The organism is Serratia sp. (in: enterobacteria) (assembly GCF_051654945.1).
Classification (GTDB): domain Bacteria; phylum Pseudomonadota; class Gammaproteobacteria; order Enterobacterales; family Enterobacteriaceae; genus Chania.
Genome location: NZ_JBOFZA010000043.1, coordinates 21,648 through 44,208, shown reverse-complemented (window position 1 = coordinate 44,208; position 22,561 = coordinate 21,648). Strand labels below are relative to the sequence as shown.

Annotated in this window: 22 protein-coding genes; 16 read left to right on the top strand and 6 right to left on the bottom strand. The window is 56.8% G+C overall.

Translation table 11 applies throughout. From position 1 onward, the window contains the following. Positions 1–239 precede the first annotated feature (239 nt). From seqA to ACRDCA_RS06215, 4 genes are all read left to right on the top strand, one after another. Complete coding sequence (gene seqA, locus ACRDCA_RS06230) at positions 240–782, top strand: replication initiation negative regulator SeqA (protein ID WP_438688754.1); 543 nt, start codon at positions 240–242, stop codon at positions 780–782. A gap of 77 nt (positions 783–859) precedes the next feature. Then, positions 860–2,503, top strand: a complete 1,644-nt coding sequence (gene pgm, locus ACRDCA_RS06225) for a phosphoglucomutase (alpha-D-glucose-1,6-bisphosphate-dependent) (protein ID WP_438688753.1) — start codon at positions 860–862, stop codon at positions 2,501–2,503. A gap of 191 nt (positions 2,504–2,694) precedes the next feature. Further along, positions 2,695–3,345, top strand: coding sequence for a PadR family transcriptional regulator (locus ACRDCA_RS06220; protein WP_438689018.1), 651 nt, complete (start codon positions 2,695–2,697; stop codon positions 3,343–3,345). Then, on the top strand, positions 3,345–3,644 hold the full coding sequence (locus ACRDCA_RS06215; protein ID WP_438688752.1) for a DUF3861 domain-containing protein: 300 nt from the start codon (positions 3,345–3,347) through the stop codon (positions 3,642–3,644). The genes ACRDCA_RS06220 and ACRDCA_RS06215 overlap by 1 nt, the downstream gene beginning before the upstream one ends. Positions 3,645–3,660: 16 nt before the next feature. Here the strand turns inward: ACRDCA_RS06215 and kdpE are convergent, their stop codons facing one another. From kdpE to ACRDCA_RS06185, 6 genes are all read right to left on the bottom strand, one after another. Continuing rightward, the gene (gene kdpE / locus ACRDCA_RS06210) at positions 3,661–4,350 is read right to left on the bottom strand and encodes a two-component system response regulator KdpE (RefSeq protein WP_438688751.1); all 690 of its coding nucleotides are present in this window, start codon (positions 4,348–4,350) and stop codon (positions 3,661–3,663) included. A gap of 18 nt (positions 4,351–4,368) precedes the next feature. After that, entirely contained in the window at positions 4,369–7,062 is a 2,694-nt protein-coding gene (kdpD, locus tag ACRDCA_RS06205) for a two-component system sensor histidine kinase KdpD (RefSeq protein WP_438688750.1), read from the bottom strand. A gap of 176 nt (positions 7,063–7,238) precedes the next feature. Further along, positions 7,239–7,808, bottom strand: coding sequence for a potassium-transporting ATPase subunit KdpC (kdpC, locus tag ACRDCA_RS06200; protein ID WP_438689017.1), 570 nt, complete (start codon positions 7,806–7,808; stop codon positions 7,239–7,241). 19 nt (positions 7,809–7,827) lie between these two features. Beyond that, positions 7,828–9,897 (bottom strand): potassium-transporting ATPase subunit KdpB, encoded by a 2,070-nt coding sequence (gene kdpB, locus ACRDCA_RS06195; RefSeq protein ID WP_438688749.1) that lies wholly within the window; start codon positions 9,895–9,897, stop codon positions 7,828–7,830. Positions 9,898–9,920: 23 nt separating this feature from the next. Further along, positions 9,921–11,609 carry a potassium-transporting ATPase subunit KdpA gene (kdpA, locus tag ACRDCA_RS06190; RefSeq protein ID WP_438688748.1) on the bottom strand — a complete coding sequence of 563 codons (1,689 nt, stop codon included), beginning with the start codon at positions 11,607–11,609 and terminating at the stop codon, positions 9,921–9,923. Continuing rightward, the gene (locus ACRDCA_RS06185; RefSeq protein ID WP_037375124.1) at positions 11,609–11,698 is read right to left on the bottom strand and encodes a K(+)-transporting ATPase subunit F; all 90 of its coding nucleotides are present in this window, start codon (positions 11,696–11,698) and stop codon (positions 11,609–11,611) included. The genes kdpA and ACRDCA_RS06185 overlap by 1 nt, the downstream gene beginning before the upstream one ends. 512 nt (positions 11,699–12,210) lie before the next feature. Here ACRDCA_RS06185 and ACRDCA_RS06180 point away from each other — a divergent pair. From ACRDCA_RS06180 to nei, 12 genes are all read left to right on the top strand, one after another. Next, positions 12,211–12,417 (top strand): YbfA family protein, encoded by a 207-nt coding sequence (locus ACRDCA_RS06180; protein WP_025120266.1) that lies wholly within the window; start codon positions 12,211–12,213, stop codon positions 12,415–12,417. A gap of 122 nt (positions 12,418–12,539) precedes the next feature. Continuing rightward, on the top strand, positions 12,540–13,493 hold the full coding sequence (locus ACRDCA_RS06175) for a YbgA family protein (protein ID WP_438688747.1): 954 nt from the start codon (positions 12,540–12,542) through the stop codon (positions 13,491–13,493). Between the two features lie 15 nt (positions 13,494–13,508). Further along, positions 13,509–14,933 (top strand): deoxyribodipyrimidine photo-lyase, encoded by a 1,425-nt coding sequence (phrB, locus tag ACRDCA_RS06170; RefSeq protein ID WP_438688746.1) that lies wholly within the window; start codon positions 13,509–13,511, stop codon positions 14,931–14,933. A 22-nt stretch (positions 14,934–14,955) separates the two neighbouring features. Beyond that, complete coding sequence (locus tag ACRDCA_RS06165) at positions 14,956–15,936, top strand: MBL fold metallo-hydrolase (RefSeq protein ID WP_438688745.1); 981 nt, start codon at positions 14,956–14,958, stop codon at positions 15,934–15,936. Between the two features lie 17 nt (positions 15,937–15,953). Beyond that, entirely contained in the window at positions 15,954–16,697 is a 744-nt protein-coding gene (locus ACRDCA_RS06160) for a type 2 GTP cyclohydrolase I (protein ID WP_438688744.1), read from the top strand. 223 nt (positions 16,698–16,920) lie between these two features. Then, positions 16,921–17,577: a 5-oxoprolinase subunit PxpB gene (gene pxpB, locus ACRDCA_RS06155; protein ID WP_438688743.1), complete on the top strand. Its 657-nt coding sequence runs from the start codon at positions 16,921–16,923 to the stop codon at positions 17,575–17,577. Beyond that, on the top strand, positions 17,571–18,497 hold the full coding sequence (pxpC, locus tag ACRDCA_RS06150) for a 5-oxoprolinase subunit PxpC (RefSeq protein ID WP_438688742.1): 927 nt from the start codon (positions 17,571–17,573) through the stop codon (positions 18,495–18,497). The genes pxpB and pxpC overlap by 7 nt, the downstream gene beginning before the upstream one ends. Further along, positions 18,494–19,231 (top strand): 5-oxoprolinase subunit PxpA, encoded by a 738-nt coding sequence (pxpA, locus tag ACRDCA_RS06145; protein ID WP_438688741.1) that lies wholly within the window; start codon positions 18,494–18,496, stop codon positions 19,229–19,231. Before pxpC ends, pxpA begins: the two co-directional genes overlap by 4 nt. Before the next feature lie 65 nt (positions 19,232–19,296). Beyond that, positions 19,297–20,028, top strand: a complete 732-nt coding sequence (locus ACRDCA_RS06140; protein WP_438688740.1) for a DUF969 domain-containing protein — start codon at positions 19,297–19,299, stop codon at positions 20,026–20,028. Continuing rightward, positions 20,025–21,032, top strand: a complete 1,008-nt coding sequence (locus ACRDCA_RS06135) for a DUF979 domain-containing protein (protein ID WP_438688739.1) — start codon at positions 20,025–20,027, stop codon at positions 21,030–21,032. The genes ACRDCA_RS06140 and ACRDCA_RS06135 overlap by 4 nt, the downstream gene beginning before the upstream one ends. 8 nt (positions 21,033–21,040) lie before the next feature. Next, on the top strand, positions 21,041–21,685 hold the full coding sequence (gene pcp, locus ACRDCA_RS06130) for a pyroglutamyl-peptidase I (protein ID WP_438688738.1): 645 nt from the start codon (positions 21,041–21,043) through the stop codon (positions 21,683–21,685). Between the two features lie 72 nt (positions 21,686–21,757). Then, positions 21,758–22,549, top strand: a complete 792-nt coding sequence (gene nei, locus ACRDCA_RS06125) for an endonuclease VIII (RefSeq protein ID WP_438688737.1) — start codon at positions 21,758–21,760, stop codon at positions 22,547–22,549. The last annotated feature ends 12 nt before the right edge of the window (positions 22,550–22,561 follow it).

The following is a 22,561-nucleotide window of genomic DNA, read 5'->3' as shown; positions in this document are numbered from 1 at the left end:
ACTTGGGGGTAATGAGTTAGGGTATCATGATTGCAGAGATATTGGTTTGCTTGCAGAATGTGGCGGATATTTCATGGTATGGTGAGGGATTGGCAACCGCGGCAGTAGGCAATTGTCTGCTTTTGCCGTTTGAGGGAACATTGTGGTGTCCGCTCCCGCGCTTTTAACCTTATAATCCCATGGCTTGAATGCACCAAGTGGCTTCAGGTTCATAAGTAGAAAAAACGTACTGGATAAAGATGAAAACTATTGAAGTCGACGAAGAACTTTACCGCTATATTGCCAGCCATACGCAACATATCGGTGAAAGCGCGTCTGATATTTTACGGCGTATGTTGAAGTTTACCGCAGGCCAGCCCGTACGCACGGCGCCTGTGGTTGCCGGTGGGCAGGCAGAGCCGTCTGCGGCTACCGTTGCCGCACCGCGGCCACGCGATCGCGTACGTGCCGTGCGCGAGCTGCTGCTGTCGGACGAATATGCCGAACAGAACAAGGCTGTAAATCGTTTTATGCTGGTACTTTCCACCTTGTACACGCTGGATGCTGCCGGTTTCGCCGCCGCAACGGATTCGTTGCATGGCCGTACCCGGACCTATTTCGCCGGCGATCAGCAAACGCTGCTGGCCAACGGGACGCATACCAAGCCCAAGCACGTGCCAGGTACCCCTTACTGGGTGATCACCAATACCAATACCGGCCGCAAACGCAGCATGATCGAACACATCATGCAGGCCATGCAGTTCCCTGCAGAGCTGATCGAGAAAGTTTGCGGCACCGTCTAATTTAGCGAACAGCCCGTCACGGTGGCCGTAAGCGACTCATTGCCCGGCCACAGTACTGGCATTATAGGGAGTAGTCGATGGCGAATGACCCACGTGCCGGGCAACCCGCTCAGCAAAGTGATTTGATCAACGTAGCCCAACTGACGTCGCAGTATTATGTACTGCAACCCGAGGTCGGTAATGCCGCTCATGCGGTAAAATTCGGTACTTCAGGGCATCGTGGCAGTGCGCTACGCCAAAGTTTTAACGAGGCACATATCCTGGCGATCGCTCAGGCCATTGCCGAAGTACGTCGACAACAGGGCACCACTGGCCCTTGCTACGTCGGTAAAGACACCCATGCGCTGTCCGAACCTGCCTTTATTTCCGTGCTGGAAGTGCTGACTGCCAACGGCGTCGACGTGGTGGTGCAGGAAAACAACGGCTTTACGCCAACCCCTGCCGTGTCACACGCTATCTTGTGCTTCAACCGTAAAGGGGGCGCACAGGCAGACGGCATCGTTATTACCCCTTCGCATAACCCACCTGAAGACGGCGGCATCAAATACAATCCGCCAAACGGTGGCCCAGCCGACACCAACCTGACTTCGGTGATCGAAAAGCGTGCCAACGAACTGCTGAGCCTCAAGCTGCAGGGCGTGCAACGCCAATCGCTGGAACAGGCCTGGAACGGCGGCCATCTGCATGCGCAGGATCTGGTGCAGCCTTACGTGGAAGGGCTGGTGGACATTGTCGATATGCCAGCCATTCAGCGCGCAGGCCTGAAGCTGGGTGTCGATCCACTCGGCGGTTCCGGCATTGCCTACTGGCAGCGCATCGCCGAGCACTACAAGCTGGATCTGACGCTGGTCAATGACTCTATCGATCAGACCTTCCGCTTTATGCACCTCGATCATGACGGCATCATCCGTATGGACTGCTCGTCGGAGTCAGCAATGGCTGGCCTGCTGGCGCTGCGCGACAAGTTCGACCTGGCGTTTGCCAACGATCCTGACTATGACCGTCACGGTATCGTCACGCCTGCGGGCCTGATGAACCCGAACCACTATCTGGCCGTGGCCATCAATTACCTGTTCCAGCATCGCCCGCAATGGGGCGCTAACGTTGCCGTGGGTAAAACGCTGGTTTCCAGCGCGATGATTGACCGCGTCGTGGCCGATCTGGGCCGCAAGCTGGTGGAAGTGCCGGTTGGTTTCAAATGGTTTGTTGATGGGCTGTTCGATGGCAGCTTCGGCTTCGGCGGTGAAGAGAGCGCCGGGGCTTCCTTCCTGCGCTTTGACGGCACGCCTTGGTCTACCGATAAAGACGGCATCATCATGTGCCTGCTGGCGGCAGAGATCACTGCGGTGACCGGTGAAAATCCGCAGCATCACTATGACGAGCTGGCCATGCGTTTCGGTGCGCCAAGCTACAACCGCATCCAGGCTCCGGCCACTTCCGCACAGAAAGCGGCATTGTCCAAGCTGTCACCAGAGATGGTGAAGGCCAGTACCCTGGCGGGTGATCCTATCACCGCACGTCTGACGGCGGCACCGGGTAACGGTGCGTCCATCGGCGGCCTGAAAGTGATGACCGACAATGGCTGGTTTGCCGCTCGTCCTTCGGGCACGGAAGAGGCTTACAAAATCTACTGTGAAAGCTTCCTGGGTGCCGAGCACCGGGCTAAGATCGAACGTGAAGCGGTTGAGATCGTGAGCGAAGTGTTAGCTTCAGCAAAATAAATCTCGCTTCAGTAAAGAATAAAGCGCTGTTATTACAGCGCTTTTTTTATGCCTGTTATTTAGATATATCTAAATTGACTTTGCCTCTTGCACATTTAGATATATCGATCTAGATTATCGTCATCGAAGGGATTTAGATATATCTAAACCCATCGGTGCTCAAATTATCAACTCAAGAGGTAACCACCATGATGTTTAACCGATTTGCACGTCATCACTCCCATGATCATCACCAACAGCGGGAAGAGGGGCATTGCCACCACCGCCGTGGCGGCCGTCACCACTTTGCTGGCCGTGGCGAACACGGGCGCGGTGGTGAAGAACATGGCCGGGGCGGGCGTGGGCGTCAGCGCCTGTTTGAACATGGCGATCTGCGTCTGGTGCTGTTGGCGCTGGTCGAGCGTAAACCTAGCCACGGCTATGAACTGATTAAAGCGATTGAAGAGGCGTCTTCAGGCCTGTATGTGCCAAGCCCGGGCGTGATTTATCCAACCCTCACGCTGCTGGAAGAGCAGGATTTCCTGGAACCGGCGGTGGCTGGCAACGGTCGTAAGAGCTATCAGATTACCGATCTTGGCAAGCAGGAACTGCAAAAGCATCAGGCGGCCATCGAAGTGATTTTTGCCCGCTTGGCTGGCGCCGGACGCGATCATCGCCATGAAGGGAACCTGGCCGAAGGGATCTCCGAAGCCATGCACCGCCTGCGCTACTTGCTGCGTGGCAACATGATGCGCGCGGATTTGACCCAGGAGCAGGTTGGCCGCATTAACCAGGCATTGCTGACCGCCGTGGAAGCTATCGAAGCTGAAATGGTGCAAACACAGCCACAGGAGGATAACTGATGCCAGGCCACCGTTTCCGCATTACCGTCGAAGCCCTGACAGACCGTAAAGGCGAACCGGTCGACAAGCCAGAATTAGTGTTTGAGGTAGAAAATCACGACGATATTCTGGAGATTGTTGAGCGCATTCAGGGCCGAGAGGATCTGAACTTTGGCGAACAGAACAGCGCGGCCTTTGCCGTCGGGCTGAAGCTGTTCTCCGAAGTGATGATGGAACACCGCAAACACCCGCTGTTTGCTCCGCTACGTGACTCGTTTAAGGCGTTTATGATCGGCTTGAAGAAGGGGCCAACTGCATAACACATTTTCCGCGGGGTTAGGGCATAAACCGATAACCGACGCCGGTCTCAGTGAGCAGGTGCCTGGGCCGCGCCGGATCGGCTTCCAACTTTTGCCGCAGATGCCCCATATAGATGCGTAGATAATGGCTGTGTTCGACATAGTTTGGCCCCCAGACGTGGCTGAGTAACTGCCGCTGGGTGATCACCTTGCCAGAGTTGGCTAACAGCTCGGACAACAAACGAAATTCGATGGGCGTCAGATGCAGATCTTCACCGTTACGCATGACGCTGCGGTTGATCAGATCGACGGTGATATCAGAGAAGCTGACCAACGGGCTTTCCTGCTGGTTATTGGCGTGGCGGCGCAGTGCAACCCGCACCCGAGCCAGCAGTTCACCGATGCCGAACGGCTTGCTGAGATAGTCATCGGCACCCGCATCCAATGCGGCAATCTTGTCCTCTTCGGCATGGCGGGCGGAAAGGACAATCACCGGCACGGCGCTCCATTGACGCAGATCGCGAATGTAGTCCAGCCCGTCGCCATCGGGCAATCCCAAATCGAGAATGATCAGATCCGGCTTGCGTGTGCCAGCCTCGATCAGCCCGCGTTGCAAGGTTTCACTTTCAAACACCCGTAACCCCTCGCTTTCCAGTGCAGTGCGCACAAAGCGACGGATCTCTTTCTCATCTTCTACAATCAGAATGTTAGTCGGCGACGTGGTCACGGGGTCTCTGCTCTTCGGTTATAAGTCAAAATCTGCTCCATCCAACTCGGGTGGTTTTTCCAGCGGTAGCATGAAGTGGAAGCTGGCTCCGCCTTCGGCACGGTTCTCGGCCCAGATACGGCCACCGTGCACTTCAATAATGGCACGACAAATTGCTAATCCCAACCCTACGCCAGGGATCGCCGACTCTTTATTGCCACGGGAGAACTTGTCAAAAATCAGCTGCGTCTGCTCCACCGGAATACCAGGGCCGTTATCCCAAACCTCAACCTCCAACCACTCTGGCAGGGCATGGGCGCGGATCCCGATGATAGCATCGGCACCGGCATATTTATTGGCATTCTCCACCAGATTGGTAAACACTCGTTCCAGCAGGCTGCCGTCACAGTTAATCAGCACCATTTCTGCTGGCAGCTCGACCTTGATCTCGTGTAATACCAGCAGCGGTTCCAGCATATGCAGCGAGGCACCGACAATCTCCTCCAACGACTGCCACTCTTTGCGCAGATTAAACCCACCGGACTGAATGCGCGCCATATCCAGCAGATTGTTGACCAGACGGGTGGTGCTCAACACCTGTTGGCGGATTTGGCTGGCTTGCGGGGCGTGGCTGGAACCTTCGGTCGCCAGATCCAGCGTCAGAATTTCCGCCTGTCCAAACAGCACGGTGAGCGGAGTACGCAGATCGTGAGAGAGGGCGGCCAACAGCGAGTTGCGCAGTTGTTCGCGTTCGGCATCCAGCTTGGCCTCTTCGGCACTGCGTGCCAGATGCAGGCGCTCCAGGGCGCTGGCGATCAGCACTGCAAAGGTCTGTAGCAGCCGCTGTTGCTCCGGCACCATCAGTTGGCGCAGGTTGTTCGGCTCTATCGCCAGCAGGCCGAAGGTCTGTTTAGAGGTACTGAGTGGCAGCAGTTGGTACGGAACACCGGGCAGGGTGTCGGTACCGGCCCCGGCGGGCATGCCTTTGCCATAGCTCCAGCGGGCGATGGCTTCATCCACCGACAGCAGGCCGCCTTCTTCCCCCACCATCTGTTTTAAGGAACCATCCTCTTGCGGCAGCAACAGCACGGTTTTGGCCTGGAAACTGCTGGAGATAAAATGACGGCTGGTTTTAGCGATGTCTTCTTTGGTCAACGCCTGACTCAGCCCGCGAGACATCTCGTAAAGATGCCGCGCCCGTTGTTCTCGATAACGCGCTACCCGAGCCTGATAACGCACGCCGGCGGTCAGGTTACCAATGGTGATACCGACGATCAGCATCACGGCAAAGGTCAGCAGATATTGCATATCGCTGACGGCGAACGACCATTCGGGCTGCACGAAGAACAGATCGAAACTGGCGACGTTGATCACCGCAGCCAGTACCGAAGGCCAGCGCCCGAAAAACAGTGCGACAATGGCCACGCCCAGCAGATAAACCATCACCAGGTTGGCCGAATCAAAGCCCGGCAAGAGCCATTGCGACATCAGCGTGATAAGGGCGCACAAGGCAACGGCCACGGCACAGCCCCGCAATTGGAAACGCCATTTTTCGTTAAAGGTGCGGTTATCGTGCTCTTTTGCCTGCGGCTGCGGCGTGTCGTTTTCCAGCGCCACAATCACCAGATCGAGATCCGGACCTAGCTGGCCAAGGCGTTCGGCAAAGCTGCCGCGCAGCCTCCAGCGTTGCTCACTGCGGCGGCCAATAATGATTTTGCCCAGGTTGTGTTCCCGGGCATAGCGCAGTACCGCGCGTTCTTCTGAGGGATCGGAAAGGGTTGCGGTTTCTGCCCCTAATTCTTGTGCCAGCCGCAGCGCCTGCAGAATGGCCCGCCGTTGGTTTTCCGGCAGACGGTGTAGCTTAGGCGTTTCGACATACACGGCATGCCAGTCGCAACCCAGGCGAGCTGCGAGCCTGGCTGCAATGCGCACCAGCTTTTCGCTACCGCTGTTATGGCCGACACACAGTAGAATACTGTCACGGGTATGCCAGACCTTTTCGCGGCCCTGGCTGTCGCGGAAGGCCCGCATCTGATCGTCTACACGGTCAGCGGTACGGCGCAGAGCCAATTCACGCAGGGCGATCAGATTACCTTTACGGAAGAAATGCTCGATGGCGCGTTCGGCCTGACCAGGAATATAAACCTTGCCTTCGTTCAGCCGCTGGCGCAAATCGTCAGGGGGCAGGTCGACCAACACTACTTCGGCAGCTTCATCAAACACGTGATCGGGCACCGTTTCTCTCACCCGTACTCCGGTGACGCCACCGACGACGTCGTTCAGGCTCTCCAAATGTTGCACGTTGACCGTAGTCAGCACATCGATACCGGCATCCAGCAGTTCGTCCACATCCTGCCAGCGTTTGGGATGGCGCGAGCCTTGGGCATTACTGTGCGCCAGTTCATCCATCAGGATCAGCGCCGGATGACGAGCCAAAGCGGCATCAAGGTCGAATTCCTGCACCTGGCGACCGCGATGGTGGATACGCTTTTGTGGCAGGACAGACAGCCCTTGCAACAACGCCGCCGTTTCGGCGCGGCCGTGGGTTTCTACCACGCCAATCAGCACGTCTAGCCCTTGCGCGCGTTGTCGCTGCGCTTCCTGCAACATGGCGTAGGTTTTACCTACCCCGGCACAGGCGCCGAAAAACACTTTCAGCTTGCCGCGTGGTTTTTCATTGGCCAGTGCCAGCAGGCTGTCCGGATCCGGGCGTTGCAGTTCGTCATCCACCATCAAAGTTCCTAGTTAGTCTTAACCATAATTGCTGCGCCTAATGGTGCAACAGGTAGGCGTCATGCAGATCACCGGCACGCCGTGAACCCGTATATGCGCTCAACGGTCGGTTAACTGCATGACGCCCACCTGTCTCAACCTTTTGATGTTGCGGTATGCAATAAGGCAAGTTGATCTTATTTTAATGCATCCAGTGCCATATTCAGCTTCAGCACATTGACCACCGATTCCCCCATAAAATTGGGCGTGGCGCGATCGGTGTTTTCATCGATCAGTTTGGCAATCTGTTCCTGCGGCAACTGACGAGCATTGGCGACACGCGCTAGCTGGTACTGGGCGGCAGCCAGCGAAATCTGCGGATCCAATCCACTGCCGGAAGAGGTTAACAGATCGACCGGGATCGGTCCGCTCATGGCCGGATTAGCCTGACGCAGCTGCGTGGCCCGCTCGGCGATAGCCTTATCCAGCGCCGGGTTGGTGGCTGCCAGATTACTGCCGCCTGATGCCAGCGCATTATAGGCCGAATCGCTGGTGGCAGAAGGGCGGCCCCAGAAATAACCCGGCTGTGTGAAGTTCTGGCCAATCAACGCTGAGCCGACCGCTTTATCCCCTTGATAGAGTAACGTTCCGTTGGCCGCACCGCTGAACAGCAGTTGCGACAGCCCGGTGGTGAGCAAAGGATAAGCGATACCGGTGATCGCCGTCAGCAGGATCAGCATAACCAGAGAAGGACGTAAATAAGACATCATGATTTCCTTAATTATCCTAGCCGGCCATATTCAGCGCGGTTAACAGCAGGTCGATGAGTTTGATCCCGACGAACGGCACCAGCAGGCCACCTACACCATACAACCACAGGTTACGGCGTAGCAGTGCGGCAGCGCTCATCGCCTTATAGCTCACCCCTTTCAATGCCAGCGGGATCAGGAAGACGATCACCAGGGCGTTGAAGATCACCGCCGACATAATTGCCGAGGCGGGGGAGTGCAAGTGCATCACGTTCAGCGCATTCAACTGCGGATAGGTTGCCGCGAAAGCCGCTGGAATAATGGCAAAGTATTTCGCCACATCGTTGGCAATGCTGAAGGTGGTCAGTGAACCGCGCGTCATCAGCATCTGTTTACCGATATGCACCACTTCGATCAGCTTGGTCGGGTTGGAGTCCAGATCGACCATGTTGCCCGCTTCCTTGGCCGCCTGCGTCCCCGAGTTCATGGCAACCGCGACGTCGGCTTGCGCCAGCGCCGGGGCATCGTTGGTGCCGTCGCCGGTCATCGCGACCAGGCGTCCTTCTGCCTGGTACTGACGGATCAGCGCCAGTTTGGCTTCTGGCGTGGCTTCCGACAGAAAGTCGTCCACACCGGCTTCGGCGGCGATGGCGGCGGCGGTCAAACGGTTATCCCCGGTGATCATCACCGTTTTGATGCCCATTTTGCGCAGCTCGGCAAAGCGTTCTTTAATCCCGCCTTTAACGATATCTTTTAGCGCCACTACGCCCAGCACGCGTGGTCCTTCGGCAACCACCAGCGGTGTACCGCCGGTGCGAGCAACGCTTTCTACCAGTTCGTCCACCGCACGTGGGAAGTGGCCCTGGTTAGATTCTACGTGGCGGCGAATGGCGTCCACCGCGCCTTTGCGGATCATCCGATCCTGCACGTTGACGCCGCTCATGCGGGTTTGTGCAGAGAAAGGAACAAAGGTGGCATTCAACGCCTGCAAGTCGCGTTCGCGCAGATTGAAGCGCTGCTTGGCCAGCACCACGATACTGCGGCCTTCTGGCGTTTCGTCGGCCAACGAAGAAAGTTGGGCGGCATCGGCCAGCTCTTGCTCTTTGACCCCTGGGGCTGGCAGGAACTCGGACGCCTGCCGGTTACCGAGGGTGATGGTGCCGGTCTTATCCAGAAGCAACACGTCAACATCACCGGCAGCCTCAACGGCGCGCCCGCTGGTGGCGATTACGTTGGCCCCCAGCATGCGGCTCATCCCGGCAACGCCGATGGCGGACAGCAGCCCACCAATGGTGGTCGGGATCAGGCAGACCAGCAGGGCCACCAACACGGTGATCGACACTATACTGCCGCTGCCTGCGGCTTCCACGCTGTATTGCGAGTAAGGGAACAGGGTGGCGGTCGCCAGCACGAACACGATAGTCAATGCCACCAGCAAAATGGTCAGTGCCACTTCGTTCGGGGTTTTACGGCGTTTTGCCCCTTCGACCATGGCAATCATGCGATCGAGGAAGGTTTCCCCTGGGTTGACGCTGCACTGCACCACCAGCCAGTCGGACAGGATACGTGTCCCGCCGGTCACTGATGAGAAGTCACCGCCCGATTCACGGATCACCGGCGCGGATTCACCGGTGATGGCGCTTTCATCAACCGAGGCACCGCCTTCCAGCACTTCGCCATCGCAAGGGATGGTATCGCCGGCTTCCACCAGCACGATATCCCCTTTGCGCAGGCTCTCGGCCGAGACTTTCTCGGTAGCCCCGTCATGCTTCGGCGTGGCGAGTTTTTTCGCCCAGCTGGTTTTCTTGGTGCCCCTCAGGCTTTCCGCCTGAGCCTTGCTGCGTCCTTCCGCCAGCGCTTCGGCGAAGTTGGCGAACAGTACGGTAAACCACAACCACATGGCGATGCTGCCGGTAAAAGCCGCACTGCCTTCGGCGTTACCCGACAGGACCACCAGCCAAATGATCGAGGTCAGGATACTGCCGAGGTACACTACGAACATCACCGGGTTACGCCACTGCACGCGTGGGTCCAGCTTTTTCACCGCATCGATCAGCGCGGTACGCATCAGTGCCGGTTCAAACAGTGCGCGTTGTTTGCGAGTCATCTTTTTCTTCTCTCTGTTATGACTTAGTTTGCCAACCACAATTGCAAATGCTCGGCTACCGGGCCTAGCGCCAGTGCGGGTACGAAGGTCAAGGCTCCCACCAGCAGGATGGTGCCGACCAGCAGACCGATAAAGAGCGGCCCGTAGGTTGGCAGCGTGCCGTTGCCCGCTGGCTGGCGTTTTTTGACACATAGCGAACCTGCAATAGCCAGCACCGGCAGGATCACCCCGAAGCGGCCAACAAACATCGCAAAGGCCAGCAACAGGTTGTAGAACGGCGTGTTGGCGCTCAGGCCAGCAAAGGCGCTACCGTTGTTATTGGCGGCCGAAGAGACGGCATACAGCACTTCACTGAAACCATGTGCCCCAGGGTTGAGGATGCCAGCACGGCCCGCATCGGTAGCAATCGCCAGCGCGGTTCCCAACAGCACCAATGTCGGTGTTACCAGGATCGCCAGTGCGGTCATTTTCATGTCATAAACATCGATCTTCTTACCGAGATACTCCGGCGTACGGCCAATCATCAGCCCGGCGATAAACACCGTCAGCAGCACGAACAGCAGCATGCCGTACAGGCCAGAGCCGACGCCGCCGAATACCACCTCACCAATCTGCATCAGCCACATCGGCACCATGCCGCCCAGCGCGGTAAAGGAGTCATGCATGGCGTTGACGGCACCACAGGAGGCCGCGGTGGTCACCACTGAGAACATGCTGCTGGCTAGAATGCCGAAGCGGGATTCTTTCCCTTCCATATTGATGTTGCTGCTACCGCCCAGCGCACTCAGGTGCGGGTTGCCTGTCAGTTCAGCGTTCATCACCACGATCACCGCAATGATGAAAATCAGCGCCATGGCCCAGATCAAAGCGTGGCCCTGACGGTTTTCACCGGCTACCTGCCCAAAGGCGAAGCACAGGGCGCAAGGGATCAGGAAGATCGCCAGCATCTGTACAAAGTTGGTCAGCACGGTCGGATTTTCAAACGGATGTGCCGAGTTGGCGCCGAAGAAACCGCCACCGTTGGTGCCGAGCATCTTGATCGCTTCCTGTGAGGCCACTGGCCCCATCGGCAACGTCTGCTGCGCGCCTTCCAAGGTTGTCACATGCAGGTAAGGCAGGAAGTTCTGCAATGTCCCCTGGCTGACGAAGAACAGCGCAATCAGCAGCGACAGCGGCAACAGCACATACAGGGTAATGCGCAGGATATCGATCCAGGCGTTACCGATGGTGGCGCTGGAACGGCGTGCAAAGGCCCGGATCAGGGCAAAGGCTACGGCGATACCGGTAGCGGCGGAAAGGAAGTTCTGTACCGTCAGCCCGGCCATCTGGCTGAGATAGCTGAGGGTATTTTCACCGCTGAAAGCCTGCCAGTTGGTGTTGGTGACGAAGCTGACGGCGGTGTTAAACGCCAAATCCCAGGATAAGCCGGGGAACCCTTGCGGGTTGAGCGGTAGCGACCCTTGGGCCATCAGCAGCACCAACAGCAGCACCAGGCCGAGGACATTGAACCACAGGATCGCCAGCGCATACTGCCACCAGGTCATTTCGGCGGTGTCATTGCCGCAGCAGCGCCAGATGGCCGCCTCCACATGACGTAGCACCGGCAGAGGCTCTCCTTCTATCAGGCGAGCCATAAAGCTGCCCAGTGGACGGGCCAGCACCAGAAGCACCAGCATAAAGCTGGCGATCAGCAAGAAGGCTGAAGCTGCCATCAGAAGTCCTCCGCATTAAACAGGGCATAGACCAGATAGCCCAACAGCAGCAGGACCAACAGCGCACCACCAATAACGCTGAAACTCACGGGACACCTCCAGAGGTGTTGTTTTTGATAGCCTGAGTGTAGGGAGGGCAGTAAAAAGAAGATGAAAAAATAGCGGGGTCGGGTGTAAAAAAAGTATAAAAATGACTGAAATATCGGCAGAAAACGCGAGACTGACAGTGTTGCCCCCCAGCCCTCTCCCAATATAAATTCCAGAGATCGAATGAGCACTGTAATAGAGAGAGGGGGCAAGCCCGAGCAGCAGTCAGGCGCAGATGTCAATTTGTAGCACGATCGGTTCCCTGTGGGAGAGGGTTAGGGTGAGGGGATATAACCACAATGCAACCAATGTTAAGTTTGTTATTAACCTAAGTGTAACAAAATTACGTTATGGTGGCTTTTTTGCGCTATTTTTGTCCATTTTAGTGGTCGGATGAGTTGTAAAATTACACTCTATGCGGTAATATTTTGCTCAGTTTCCATTTAGTCATCATTTTTGTTTGGCATTGCGTCGGGTCCTGACAACCTGACGCGGATGTTTTAAGGAGGTTCGCATGTCTAACTATCACGCCTATCCGTTGCATCGGGTCCTCCTGCGCCGCAGCGCAGTGATCCTGGTTGGTGTTCTTGCCCTGCCGGTGATGCTGTTCCGTGACGATCGCGCACGTTTTTACAGCTATTTACACCGCGTGTGGTCCAAAACCAGCAATAAGCCGGTCTGGCTGCAACAGGCGGAAACGGCGTCCTGCGATTTTTACTGATCCAGGCCTGTCGTCATAGCTCTGAACCCTCGCCCTGTGGCGGGGGTTTTTGCGTTTTAGGCTGCAGCAACGCTCGAATTCCTCTACACTTTTAGCCAGATACGCCGAGCAGGAGACATGACATGAATGACAAGATCCCCGTCGGGATCAGCGCCTGCCTGTTGGGCAGTGCGGTGCGTTTTGATGGTGGCCATAAGCGCTGTGAATTTGCCGTGGAGCAATTGGCCCCTTACGTGCAGTTTGAGCCGATTTGTCCCGAGATGGCGATTGGCCTGCCAACGCCACGACCTGCGCTGCGTCTGGTTAAAGGCCCGCAGCAGATCTGGCTGCGCTACAGCAACGATGCCAGCGTCGATCTCACTGAACAGATGCAGCAGTTCTCCCAACAGCGGGTGAGCCAGCTGCAACACCTGTGCGGCTACATTGTCTGTTCCAAATCGCCTACCTGCGGAATGGAACGGGTCAAGCTCTGGGAGGAGAACGGCCTGGGGGCGCGTAAAAGTGGCGTAGGGTTGTTTACCGCCGAGCTGCTCCAGCAAATGCCGTGGTTGCCAGTGGAAGAGGAAGGTCGCCTGAACGATCCCGTGCTGCGGGAAAACTTTGTTGAACGGGTGTTTGCCCTTTATGAACTGAATATGCTGTGGCGTAAGGGGTTAACTCGTGGTGGCCTGATTGCATTTCATAGCCGTTATAAACTTTCACTGTTGGCACATTCACAGCCGGAGTACCGCGAACTGGGGCGTTTTGTCGCGGATATTGAAAGTTGGCAATCGCTCGATGCCTTTGCGGTGGAATATCGTCAACGCCTGATGAGGCTGTTGCAACACAAGGCGACCCGGCGTAATCACACCAACGTATTAATGCACGTTCAGGGCTATTTCCGTCGCCAGCTCAGCAGTGCCCAGCGCCAGGAACTGGCCCGGCTGATCGACCATTATCGTCAGGGAATGCAGCCGCTGCTGGCACCGATTACGTTATTAAAACATTATATGGCCGAATATCCTGATAGCTATCTGGCGCAACAGCGCTATTTTGAGCCCTATCCAGAGGCGCTACGCCTGCGATACGGCCATTAACCTGCAAGGAGTGTCATGACCACTCATTTAGTCTGGTTGCGTAATGATTTACGCATTACCGACAATAAAGCCCTGTCTGCCGCCTGTAGCGATCCGCAAGCCAAGGTGCTGGCGGTGTTTATCGCCACTCCTGACCAGTGGCGGCAGCATCAGATGGCTCCCCGCCAGGCGGCGTTTATCCACGCCAATCTGCTGCAAGTGCAAGCGGCGTTGGCGGCTCGGGGCATTGAGCTGATCTGTCATCAGGGCGACGATTTTTCCGGTTCGGTGAACTGGCTGGTGGATTTCTGCCAGCAGCGACAGGTTTCGGCCCTGTTCTACAACCGCCAGTATGAAATCAACGAACGCCAACGTGATGCCCGCCTTGAGCAGGCGTTGGCCGGGCAGGTGAGCTGTCACAGTTTTGACGATAGCCTGCTGTTACCCCCAGGCAGCGTGCAAACCGGCAACGGTGAGATGTACAAGGTCTACACGCCTTTTCGCAAAGCCTTTCTTCAACGCTTGACCGAATCCGATGTGAATTCTTTGCCTGCTCCACGTCCACGTGGGGAAGCCGTTGAGTTTAGCGCCCCGGCGGCGTTCGATTATCCCTTGGTAGAGGTAGGCGAACGTTATCCCGCAGGCGAAGAGGCGGCGTTGCAAAGGCTGCGGGCGTTTTGCCGCGAGCAGGTGCAAGACTACGTCAAGCAGCGCGATATTCCGGCGATTGATGGCACCAGTAATTTGTCACCTTATCTGGCCATCGGCGTCATTTCTCCGCGCCAGTGTGTCAACCGTCTGCGAGTGGAATGCCCCGAGGTGCTGGAAAACCCGGAGAGCGGCGCTTTCTGTTGGCTTAATGAACTGATCTGGCGTGAGTTTTATCGTCACCTGATGGTGGCGTATCCTGCGTTATGCAAGCACCGTCCCTTTATCGCCTGGACGGATAAGGTATGCTGGCAGAGCAACGACGCGGCGTTACTGGCCTGGCAGCAGGGCAATACCGGTTATCCGATAGTCGATGCTGCCATGCGTCAGCTCAATCACACCGGCTGGATGCATAATCGCCTGCGCATGATCGCCGCCAGCTTCCTGGTGAAGGATCTGCTGATCGACTGGCGTGCTGGTGAAAGCTACTTCATGTCTCAGCTGCTGGATGGCGATCTGGCCGCCAACAACGGTGGCTGGCAGTGGGCGGCCTCCACCGGTACCGATGCCGCACCGTATTTCCGCATCTTTAACCCGACCACGCAGGGCGAACGTTTTGATCCAAAAGGCACTTTTATTCGTAAATGGTTGCCTGAACTGGCGGAAGTACCGGACAATGAGCTCCATCAACCCCATCGCTGGGCGGAAAAGCAGCAGCGGGTACTCAACTATCCGCAGCCGATAGTCCAACACCAGCAGGCTCGGCTGGCTACGTTGGCGGCTTTTGAAGCGGCCAAGCGAGGGGGCATTTAAAGCAACAGCAAGGAGCTTCCTGATGATGAAGAAACTACTGGCCCTGTGCCTGGGCGGCTACTCCGCACTGGCCTTGGCCGGTTTTGACGTAGTGGCGCTGGGCGTCGACGGCGGCGTCAGCGATGGCAATCTGACTTCTTATCTGATCCGCAGCGATAGCCAGACGCAGTATCTGGCACTGGATGCCGGTACGTTGCTGCCGGGCATTGCCAAAGGGCTGGAAAAGGGCAGTTTTCCGCAGGTTACGCCCGAACTGGCCGCTCCCTACACGCCTCAGGGCTATATTTTCCGTCAGCTGATTGGCGGTTACTTCATCAGTCACGGCCATCTGGATCACGTTGCCGGGCTGATCCTGGGTTCCCCGGAAGACAGCAAGAAAACCATTTATGCGCAGGCCGATACCGTCTTGACGTTGCGCAATCATTACTTTAACTGGAAGGCCTGGCCAAACTTTACCGACGCTGGCAACGGCTCACGGTTGGGCACTTACCGTTTGCAAACGGTACGCCCGCAGCAACGCGTTACCCTGGGCCTGACCGGTTTGAGCGGCGTGATGTACTCATTGAGCCACGATCGCTACCCTTCTTCGATGCTGTTGGTGTCTGACCGAGAAGGCTCCTTCGCCTACTTTGGCGATACCGGGCCAGACGCGCTGGAACAGTCGCGCAATCTGGATACCGCCTGGCGCGAGTTGGGGCCGCTGATTGCGCAGAAAAAGCTGAAAGGCATGATTATCGAAACCTCCTACCCGAACGAGGTGGACGACAAGCACCTGTATGGCCATCTGACCCCGGCCTGGCTACTGAAGGAGCTGAAAAACCTCCAGCAGTACAGCGGCGGTGAGGGATCGTTAAAAGATCTGCCGGTGGTCATCAGCCACATCAAACCGAGCCTGAAACAGGGAGAGGATGTGCGTGCCACCATCAAACAACAGCTGGATCAGGGCAACGATCTGGGCGTTAAGTTTATCCTGATGGCACAGGGCGATCGGCAACAATTTTGAATAACAGTGAGATGACTATGCGTAACCTCGATCTGGAACATCTGATCAACACCGAACTCAACTGTGCGGCCTTCCAGGACTACGCGCCGAACGGCCTGCAGGTGGAAGGGCGGGCACATGTGCAGCGCATCGTGACGGGAGTGACGGCCTGCCAGGCGCTGTTGGATGCGGCGGTAGAACATCAGGCGGATGCCATTGTGGTGCATCATGGTTACTTCTGGAAAAACGAAGCGCCAGCGGTGCGCGGCATGAAGCGTAACCGGCTGAAAACCCTGCTGAGCAACGATATCAACCTGTATGGCTATCACCTGCCGCTGGATGCTCATCCACAGCTGGGGAATAACGCGCAGCTGGCGCAGACACTCGGGATCCGGGTAATTGGCGAAATCGAGCCTCTGGTGCCACATGGTGAATTTGAGCAACCGCTCAGCGCCGGTGAGTTGCAACAGCGTATTGAAAACCGCCTTGGTCGTGCGGTATTGCACTGTGGCGATAATGCGCCTCAGGCTATCCGCCGGGTCGCCTGGTGTACCGGCGGCGGCCAGGGATTTATCGATAGCGCTGCGCGATTTGGCGTTGATGCCTTTATCAGCGGCGAAGTTTCTGAGCAAACTATCCATACCGCGCGGGAGATGGGCGTACATTTTTTTGCCGCCGGTCATCACGCCACGGAACGCGGTGGGATCAAGGCGTTGGGCGAGTGGTTGGCGCAACATCACGGCTTTGACGTCACCTTTATCGATATCCCTAATCCGGCCTAATTCCCAAAGGGTTCGGAAAAACGAACCCTTTTGTCCTGTTTATCCCTTATCTTTCCGAAGGTTGCTCTCTTGACAGCCGGCGCTGCGTCCCGCATAACTGATACGCTTTTCAAATAATAAAATACCTTGTGAACTGCAAGTTGCCTTCAGGCGACCCGTGCATTCGTTCGTGTGCGGTCAGTCGTGCTGCGGCTTGCAACAAGACGAGGATAAGGAGAACGGGGTGCAACGAGCACAATATTACCTGCTAGGGGAACGCGCTGTAGTGCTTGAATTGGCACCCCCGGTGACGCTGCAAAGCCAGCAGCGCATCTGGGCATTGGCAGAAAAGTTAAATCACCACACTGATGTACGGGAAGTGGTGCCGGGGATGAATAACCTGACGCTGTTGCTGTATACGCCGCAGGCCGATGCCGAAGCGATGCTGGAACTGCTGCGTCAAGGATGGGAAGGTAACGAAAGTCTGGTACCGGAATCCCGTGATGTGGATATCCCGGTGATCTATGGCGGCGAATATGGCCCGGATCTGGAAGAAGTCGCACGGCATACCGGGATGACGCCGCAACAGGTGGTCGAATGCCATTCATCGACCGCTTATGTGGTGTATTTCCTGGGCTTCCAACCTGGCTTTACCTATTTGGGGGGGATGCCTGAGCGTCTTGCCACTCCCCGCCGTGCGGAACCGCGCCTGTCGGTTGCTGCAGGTTCCGTGGGGATCGGTGGCGGCCAGACGGGGATCTACCCACTGGTTACGCCGGGTGGCTGGCAACTGATTGGCCGTACGCCGCTGGCGCTGTTTAACCCTCACGAGATGCCACCGACGCTGCTGCGCCCAGGCGATAACGTGCGCTTTGTGCCACAGAAGGAGGGCGTATGCTGAAGATCTTGCGAGCCGGTATTTACACCACCGTCCAGGACCTGGGGCGCAACGGTTTCCGGCGTTTGGGCATCAGCCAGGGCGGAGCACTGGATCTCCCCGCGCTGAAAATAGCCAACCTGCTGGTGGGCAATGCGCCCGAAGCGGCCGGGCTGGAGATCACGCTGGGGCAGTTCAGTGCCGAATTTACCCATAATGGCTGGATCGCGCTGACCGGAGCAGGCTGTGATGCACAACTGGACGGCAAATCCTTGTGGACGGGTTGGCGCTATCCGGTCAAAAAAGGCCAGCAGCTGACGCTGAAAATGCCGAAACGCGGGATGCGCAGCTACCTGGCGGTGTCTGGCGGTATCAACGTGCCGGAAATGCTTGGCTCACGCAGTACCGATCTGAAAGCCGGCTTCGGTGGATTGGAAGGTCGGCAACTGAAAGAAGGCGACGTGTTGCCAGCGGGTAAGCCGCAGGCGTTGCCAAGTACGGTCATTGGCGTGAAACAACCGCTGTTCAACAACCGGATCAGGGTCTTGACCGGGCCGGAGTATGACGAGTTCAGCCAACAGGCGCAGGACGACTTCTGGCGTACCGCCTGGCAGCTCAGCCCGCAGAGTAACCGCATGGGGTATCGCCTGCACGGCGGTAGCGCCCTGACACGTACCACTGAACGGGAAATGCTCTCGCATGGTCTGATACCTGGCGTCATCCAGGTTCCCCATAACGGGCAACCGATCGTCTTGATGGCCGATGCTCAGACAACTGGCGGCTACCCACGCATTGCCTGCGTGATCGAAGCCGATCTCTTCCATTTGGCGCAGATCCGTCTGGGGGATGCGATTCATTTTATTCCCTGCACTTTGGCAGAGGCACAACGCGCCAAGGCCGAGCAGGATCACTTTATTCAACAGATTGCCTGGGGGGTTCAATGATCGTCGATTTAAATGCCGATCTCGGTGAAGGCTGCGCCAATGACCACGCGCTGTTGCAGTTGGTGAGTTCGGCCAATATTGCCTGCGGCTTCCATGCCGGAGATGCACAGACTATGCGTCAGTCGGTACGTTGGGCGCTGCAATATGGCGTGGCGATCGGCGCTCATCCCAGCTTCCCGGATCGGGAAAACTTTGGCCGTACCCGGATGCAGCTACCGGTGGAAACGGTCTATGCCCAAGTGGTGTATCAACTGGGAGCGCTGGCCGCCATTACCCGAGCTGAAGGCGGCGTAATGGTGCATGTGAAACCACACGGCATGCTCTACAACCAGGCGGCGGTAGAACCTGCATTGGCCGAAGCCATTGCCCGTGCGGTATATGCGGTAGATCCTGCATTACGTCTCGTGGGGCTGGCTGGCAGTGAGTTGATCCGCGCCGGTGAAAAACTGGGGTTGGCAACGCGCCAGGAAGTGTTTGCCGATCGCGGCTATCAGGCCGATGGAACATTAGTGCCTCGTGGGCAACCAGGAGCCATGATCGCCAGTGATGAGTTGGCATTGGAGCAAACGTTGGAAATGGTTCGCCATCAGCGTGTCCGTACCGTTGAGGGGGGCTGGGCCAGCGTCAAGGCTGAAACCGTCTGCCTGCATGGCGACGGCGAACATGCGCTGGCCTATGCCAGGAAGCTGAGAGAGAGCTTTGCTCTGCAGCAGATTGGCGTCAGTGCCGCATAAAAAATAATGATGACAGCAAACACAACATTGCCCATCACACCCAGGGCGATAAGAGGGAAATGGATATGGAACAAGCAGTAAACCTCTGGCCACTGATTGGCATCGCCGCCATCGTGGTTGGATTTGTGTTACGTTTTAACCCGGTGCTGGTGGTGATCGCCGCTGGCATTATCACCGGGCTGGCGGCATTGATGCCGTTAGACGTGATTTTGGAAAAACTCGGTGAGGGTTTTCTCAATACCCGCAACCTGCCACTGATCCTGCTGCTGCCACTGCCGATTATCGGGCTGTTGGAGCGCCATGGCCTGAAAGAGCGGGCGCAGGCGTGGATCGCCAAAATAAAAAGTGCTACCGCCGGACGTTTGCTGATTGTCTACCTGTTTGTCCGTGAAGTGACTGCGGCAATGGGGCTGACCAGCCTGGGTGGCCAACCGCAGATGGTGCGTCCGTTGCTGGCACCGATGGCGGAAGGTGCCACGGAAAACCGCTATGGCGATTTGCCGGACCATGTACGTCACCGTCTGCGTGCCATGTCCGCTGCAACCGATAACGTCGGGTTGTTCTTTGGCGAAGATATCTTTGTCGCCTTTGGCGCGATCATCTTTATGCATAACTTTATGCTGGAATCTGGCGGCATTCAGACTGAGCCGCTGCATATTGCGTTGTGGGGGATCCCAACGGCGATCTTTGCCTTCCTGATCCACTCTTTCCGCTTGTACCGCATGGATAAACAACTCACTGCCGAACTGAACAAGCTTAATCAGGCAGCGATGCAGGCGAAGGGAGAAGGCCAATGATTTTCCAACAACAGTATCTCTACTGGCTGGCGGGGGCGGTATTACTGATCGTCGCTGCGATGTCATTTCGTGATAAGGCCAACCCGCGCCGTGTGACTACCGGCCTGTTCTGGGCCTTGTACGGGTTGATCTTCCTGGTTGGCGACTGGACCTACGGCCTATTTGGCAGCGGGGCGGAGGCCAAACGTCAATTGCATATCGTCGTCGGGGGGCTGGTCGTCGTGATGGCCCTGATTGCCGGTTTTGGCGGCGTTCGCCTCGGCAGCTATCATCAGCGCAGTCAGCAAGAGCGTGAAACCAGTGCTAAACGCCTGGGCAACCGTCTGTTTGTTCCTGCGTTGGCGATCCCAGTCGTAACGGTGATCGGCGTGCTGATGTTCAACAATATCCCTGCCTTGCAAACCACGGTGTTTGGCAGCGGCAACCACTCTACCTTGATCACGCTGTTCTCCATGACCGTCGGCTGTCTGCTTGGCTTGCTCATTGCGGTGAAGATGACGCATGAGAAGGCATCGCAGCCAGTGCAGGAAGCCCGTCGCTTACTGGACTCCATCGGCTGGGCCTTTATCCTGCCGCAGATCCTGGCAACCCTCGGCCTGCTGTTTACCACGGCGGGTGTCGGTACCGCAGTCTCTCATCTGACGCAGGAATACCTGGCGGTAGATAACCGCTTTGTTGCCGTGGCGGTGTATGCCATCGGTATGGCGGTGCTGACTATGGTGATGGGCAACGCATTTGCTGCCTTCCCGATTGTGACTGCGGGGATTGGTATTCCCATTCTGGTGCTGCAACACGGCGGTAATCCGGCGGTGATGGCGGCGATTGGTATGTTCTCCGGCTATTGCGGCACGCTGATGACGCCGATGGCTGCTAACTTTAATATTGTACCGGCGGCGTTACTGGAGTTGCCGGACAAAAATGCGGTCATCAAGGCGCAGATACCGACCGGGGTCACGTTGCTGCTGGTTAACGTATTCCTGCTCTATTTCCTGATGTTCCTCTAGGAGAACGCATGCAGAAAGTATTGATTACCGGCTTTGAGCCGTTTGGCGGCGAGCGTGTTAACCCTTCCTGGGAAGTGGTAAAGCAGCTTAACGATCTGGAGCTTGGTGGGGCGCATATTATTGCGCGCCAACTGCCTTGTGTGTTCGGAGAGGCGTTGACGGTGTTGAACGCGGCCATTGACGAAGTCCAGCCGGTCATGGTGTTGGCGATCGGCCAGGCCGGTGGACGCACCGACATTACGCTGGAGCGGGTTGCCATTAACGTCGATGACGCGCGTATTCCCGACAATCAGGGGCAGCAGCCGATCGACCAGGCCATTGTGGCAGACGGCCCGGCGGCCTATTTCAGCACCTTGCCGATCAAGGCGGTGGTGAATGCGATGTGTGAGGCCGGCATTCCGGCTTCGGTATCACAAACCGCCGGAACCTATGTCTGTAACCATGTGATGTATGGCCTGTTGCATCGTTTAAGCGGGCAGCAGGCGGTGAAAGGGGGATTTATCCATATCCCTTATCTGCCTGAACAGGCGGCACAGCATCCTGGTGCACCGAGTATGGCTGCCCAGACGGTGCTGTTTGCCTTGGAAATGGCGATTTCGATTGCCTTGCAGGTAGAGCATGACTTGAAAGTGGTGGGTGGCGCCACGCACTGAGGTCATTTATGCTACCTCAAGGTTAACCTTAGGGTTCGGCTTGCCGGACCCTTTTCAATTAAGGAGTGGTCTATGCCGGAAGGGCCGGAGATCCGCCGGGCGGCAGATAAGCTGGCGGCGGTGATGATCGATCATCCGCTGACCGAAGTCTGGTTTGCTTTCCCCCAACTGAAACACTATCAGAACGAACTGATCGGCGAACGTATCACCGCCATCGAACCGCGTGGTAAAGCCTTGTTAACGGATTTCTCCAATGGGTTGACCATGTACAGCCATAACCAGCTTTATGGCGTATGGAAGGTGGTGCAGGCAGGTGAAACGCCGGAAACCAAGCGTGATTTGCGTGTACGGTTGGAGACGGCAGAGTGGGCGATTTTGCTGTACAGCGCTTCGGATATCACCATCGCACCACGCGGTGAGATTGAACAGCATCCGTTTTTACAGCGTATTGGACCTGACGTGCTGGATATGGCGCTGACCGTGGAGCAGGTAAAGCAGCGTCTGCTTTCGCCAGCGTTTTGTAAACGTCAGCTGGGCGGGATGCTGTTGGATCAGTCTTTTCTGGCGGGGTTGGGTAACTATCTGCGCGCCGAGATTTTATGGCAGGCGGAGCTGGCGCCCAAGCATAAGCCGCAGGATCTGACTCCTGAGGCGCTGGATAAGTTGGCGCAGGCGTTGCTGGAAATTCCGCGAATTTCTTATCACACCCGTGGTCAGGTCGATGAAAATCGCCATCACGGCACGCTATTCAGCTTCAAGGTGTTCCATCGCAGCGGTGAGCCTTGCCCACGTTGTGGGGCGATGATCGAGAAAATGGCGTTATCCTCACGGCCATTCTATTGGTGCCCGGTTTGTCAGCGATAACCCATAAAAAAC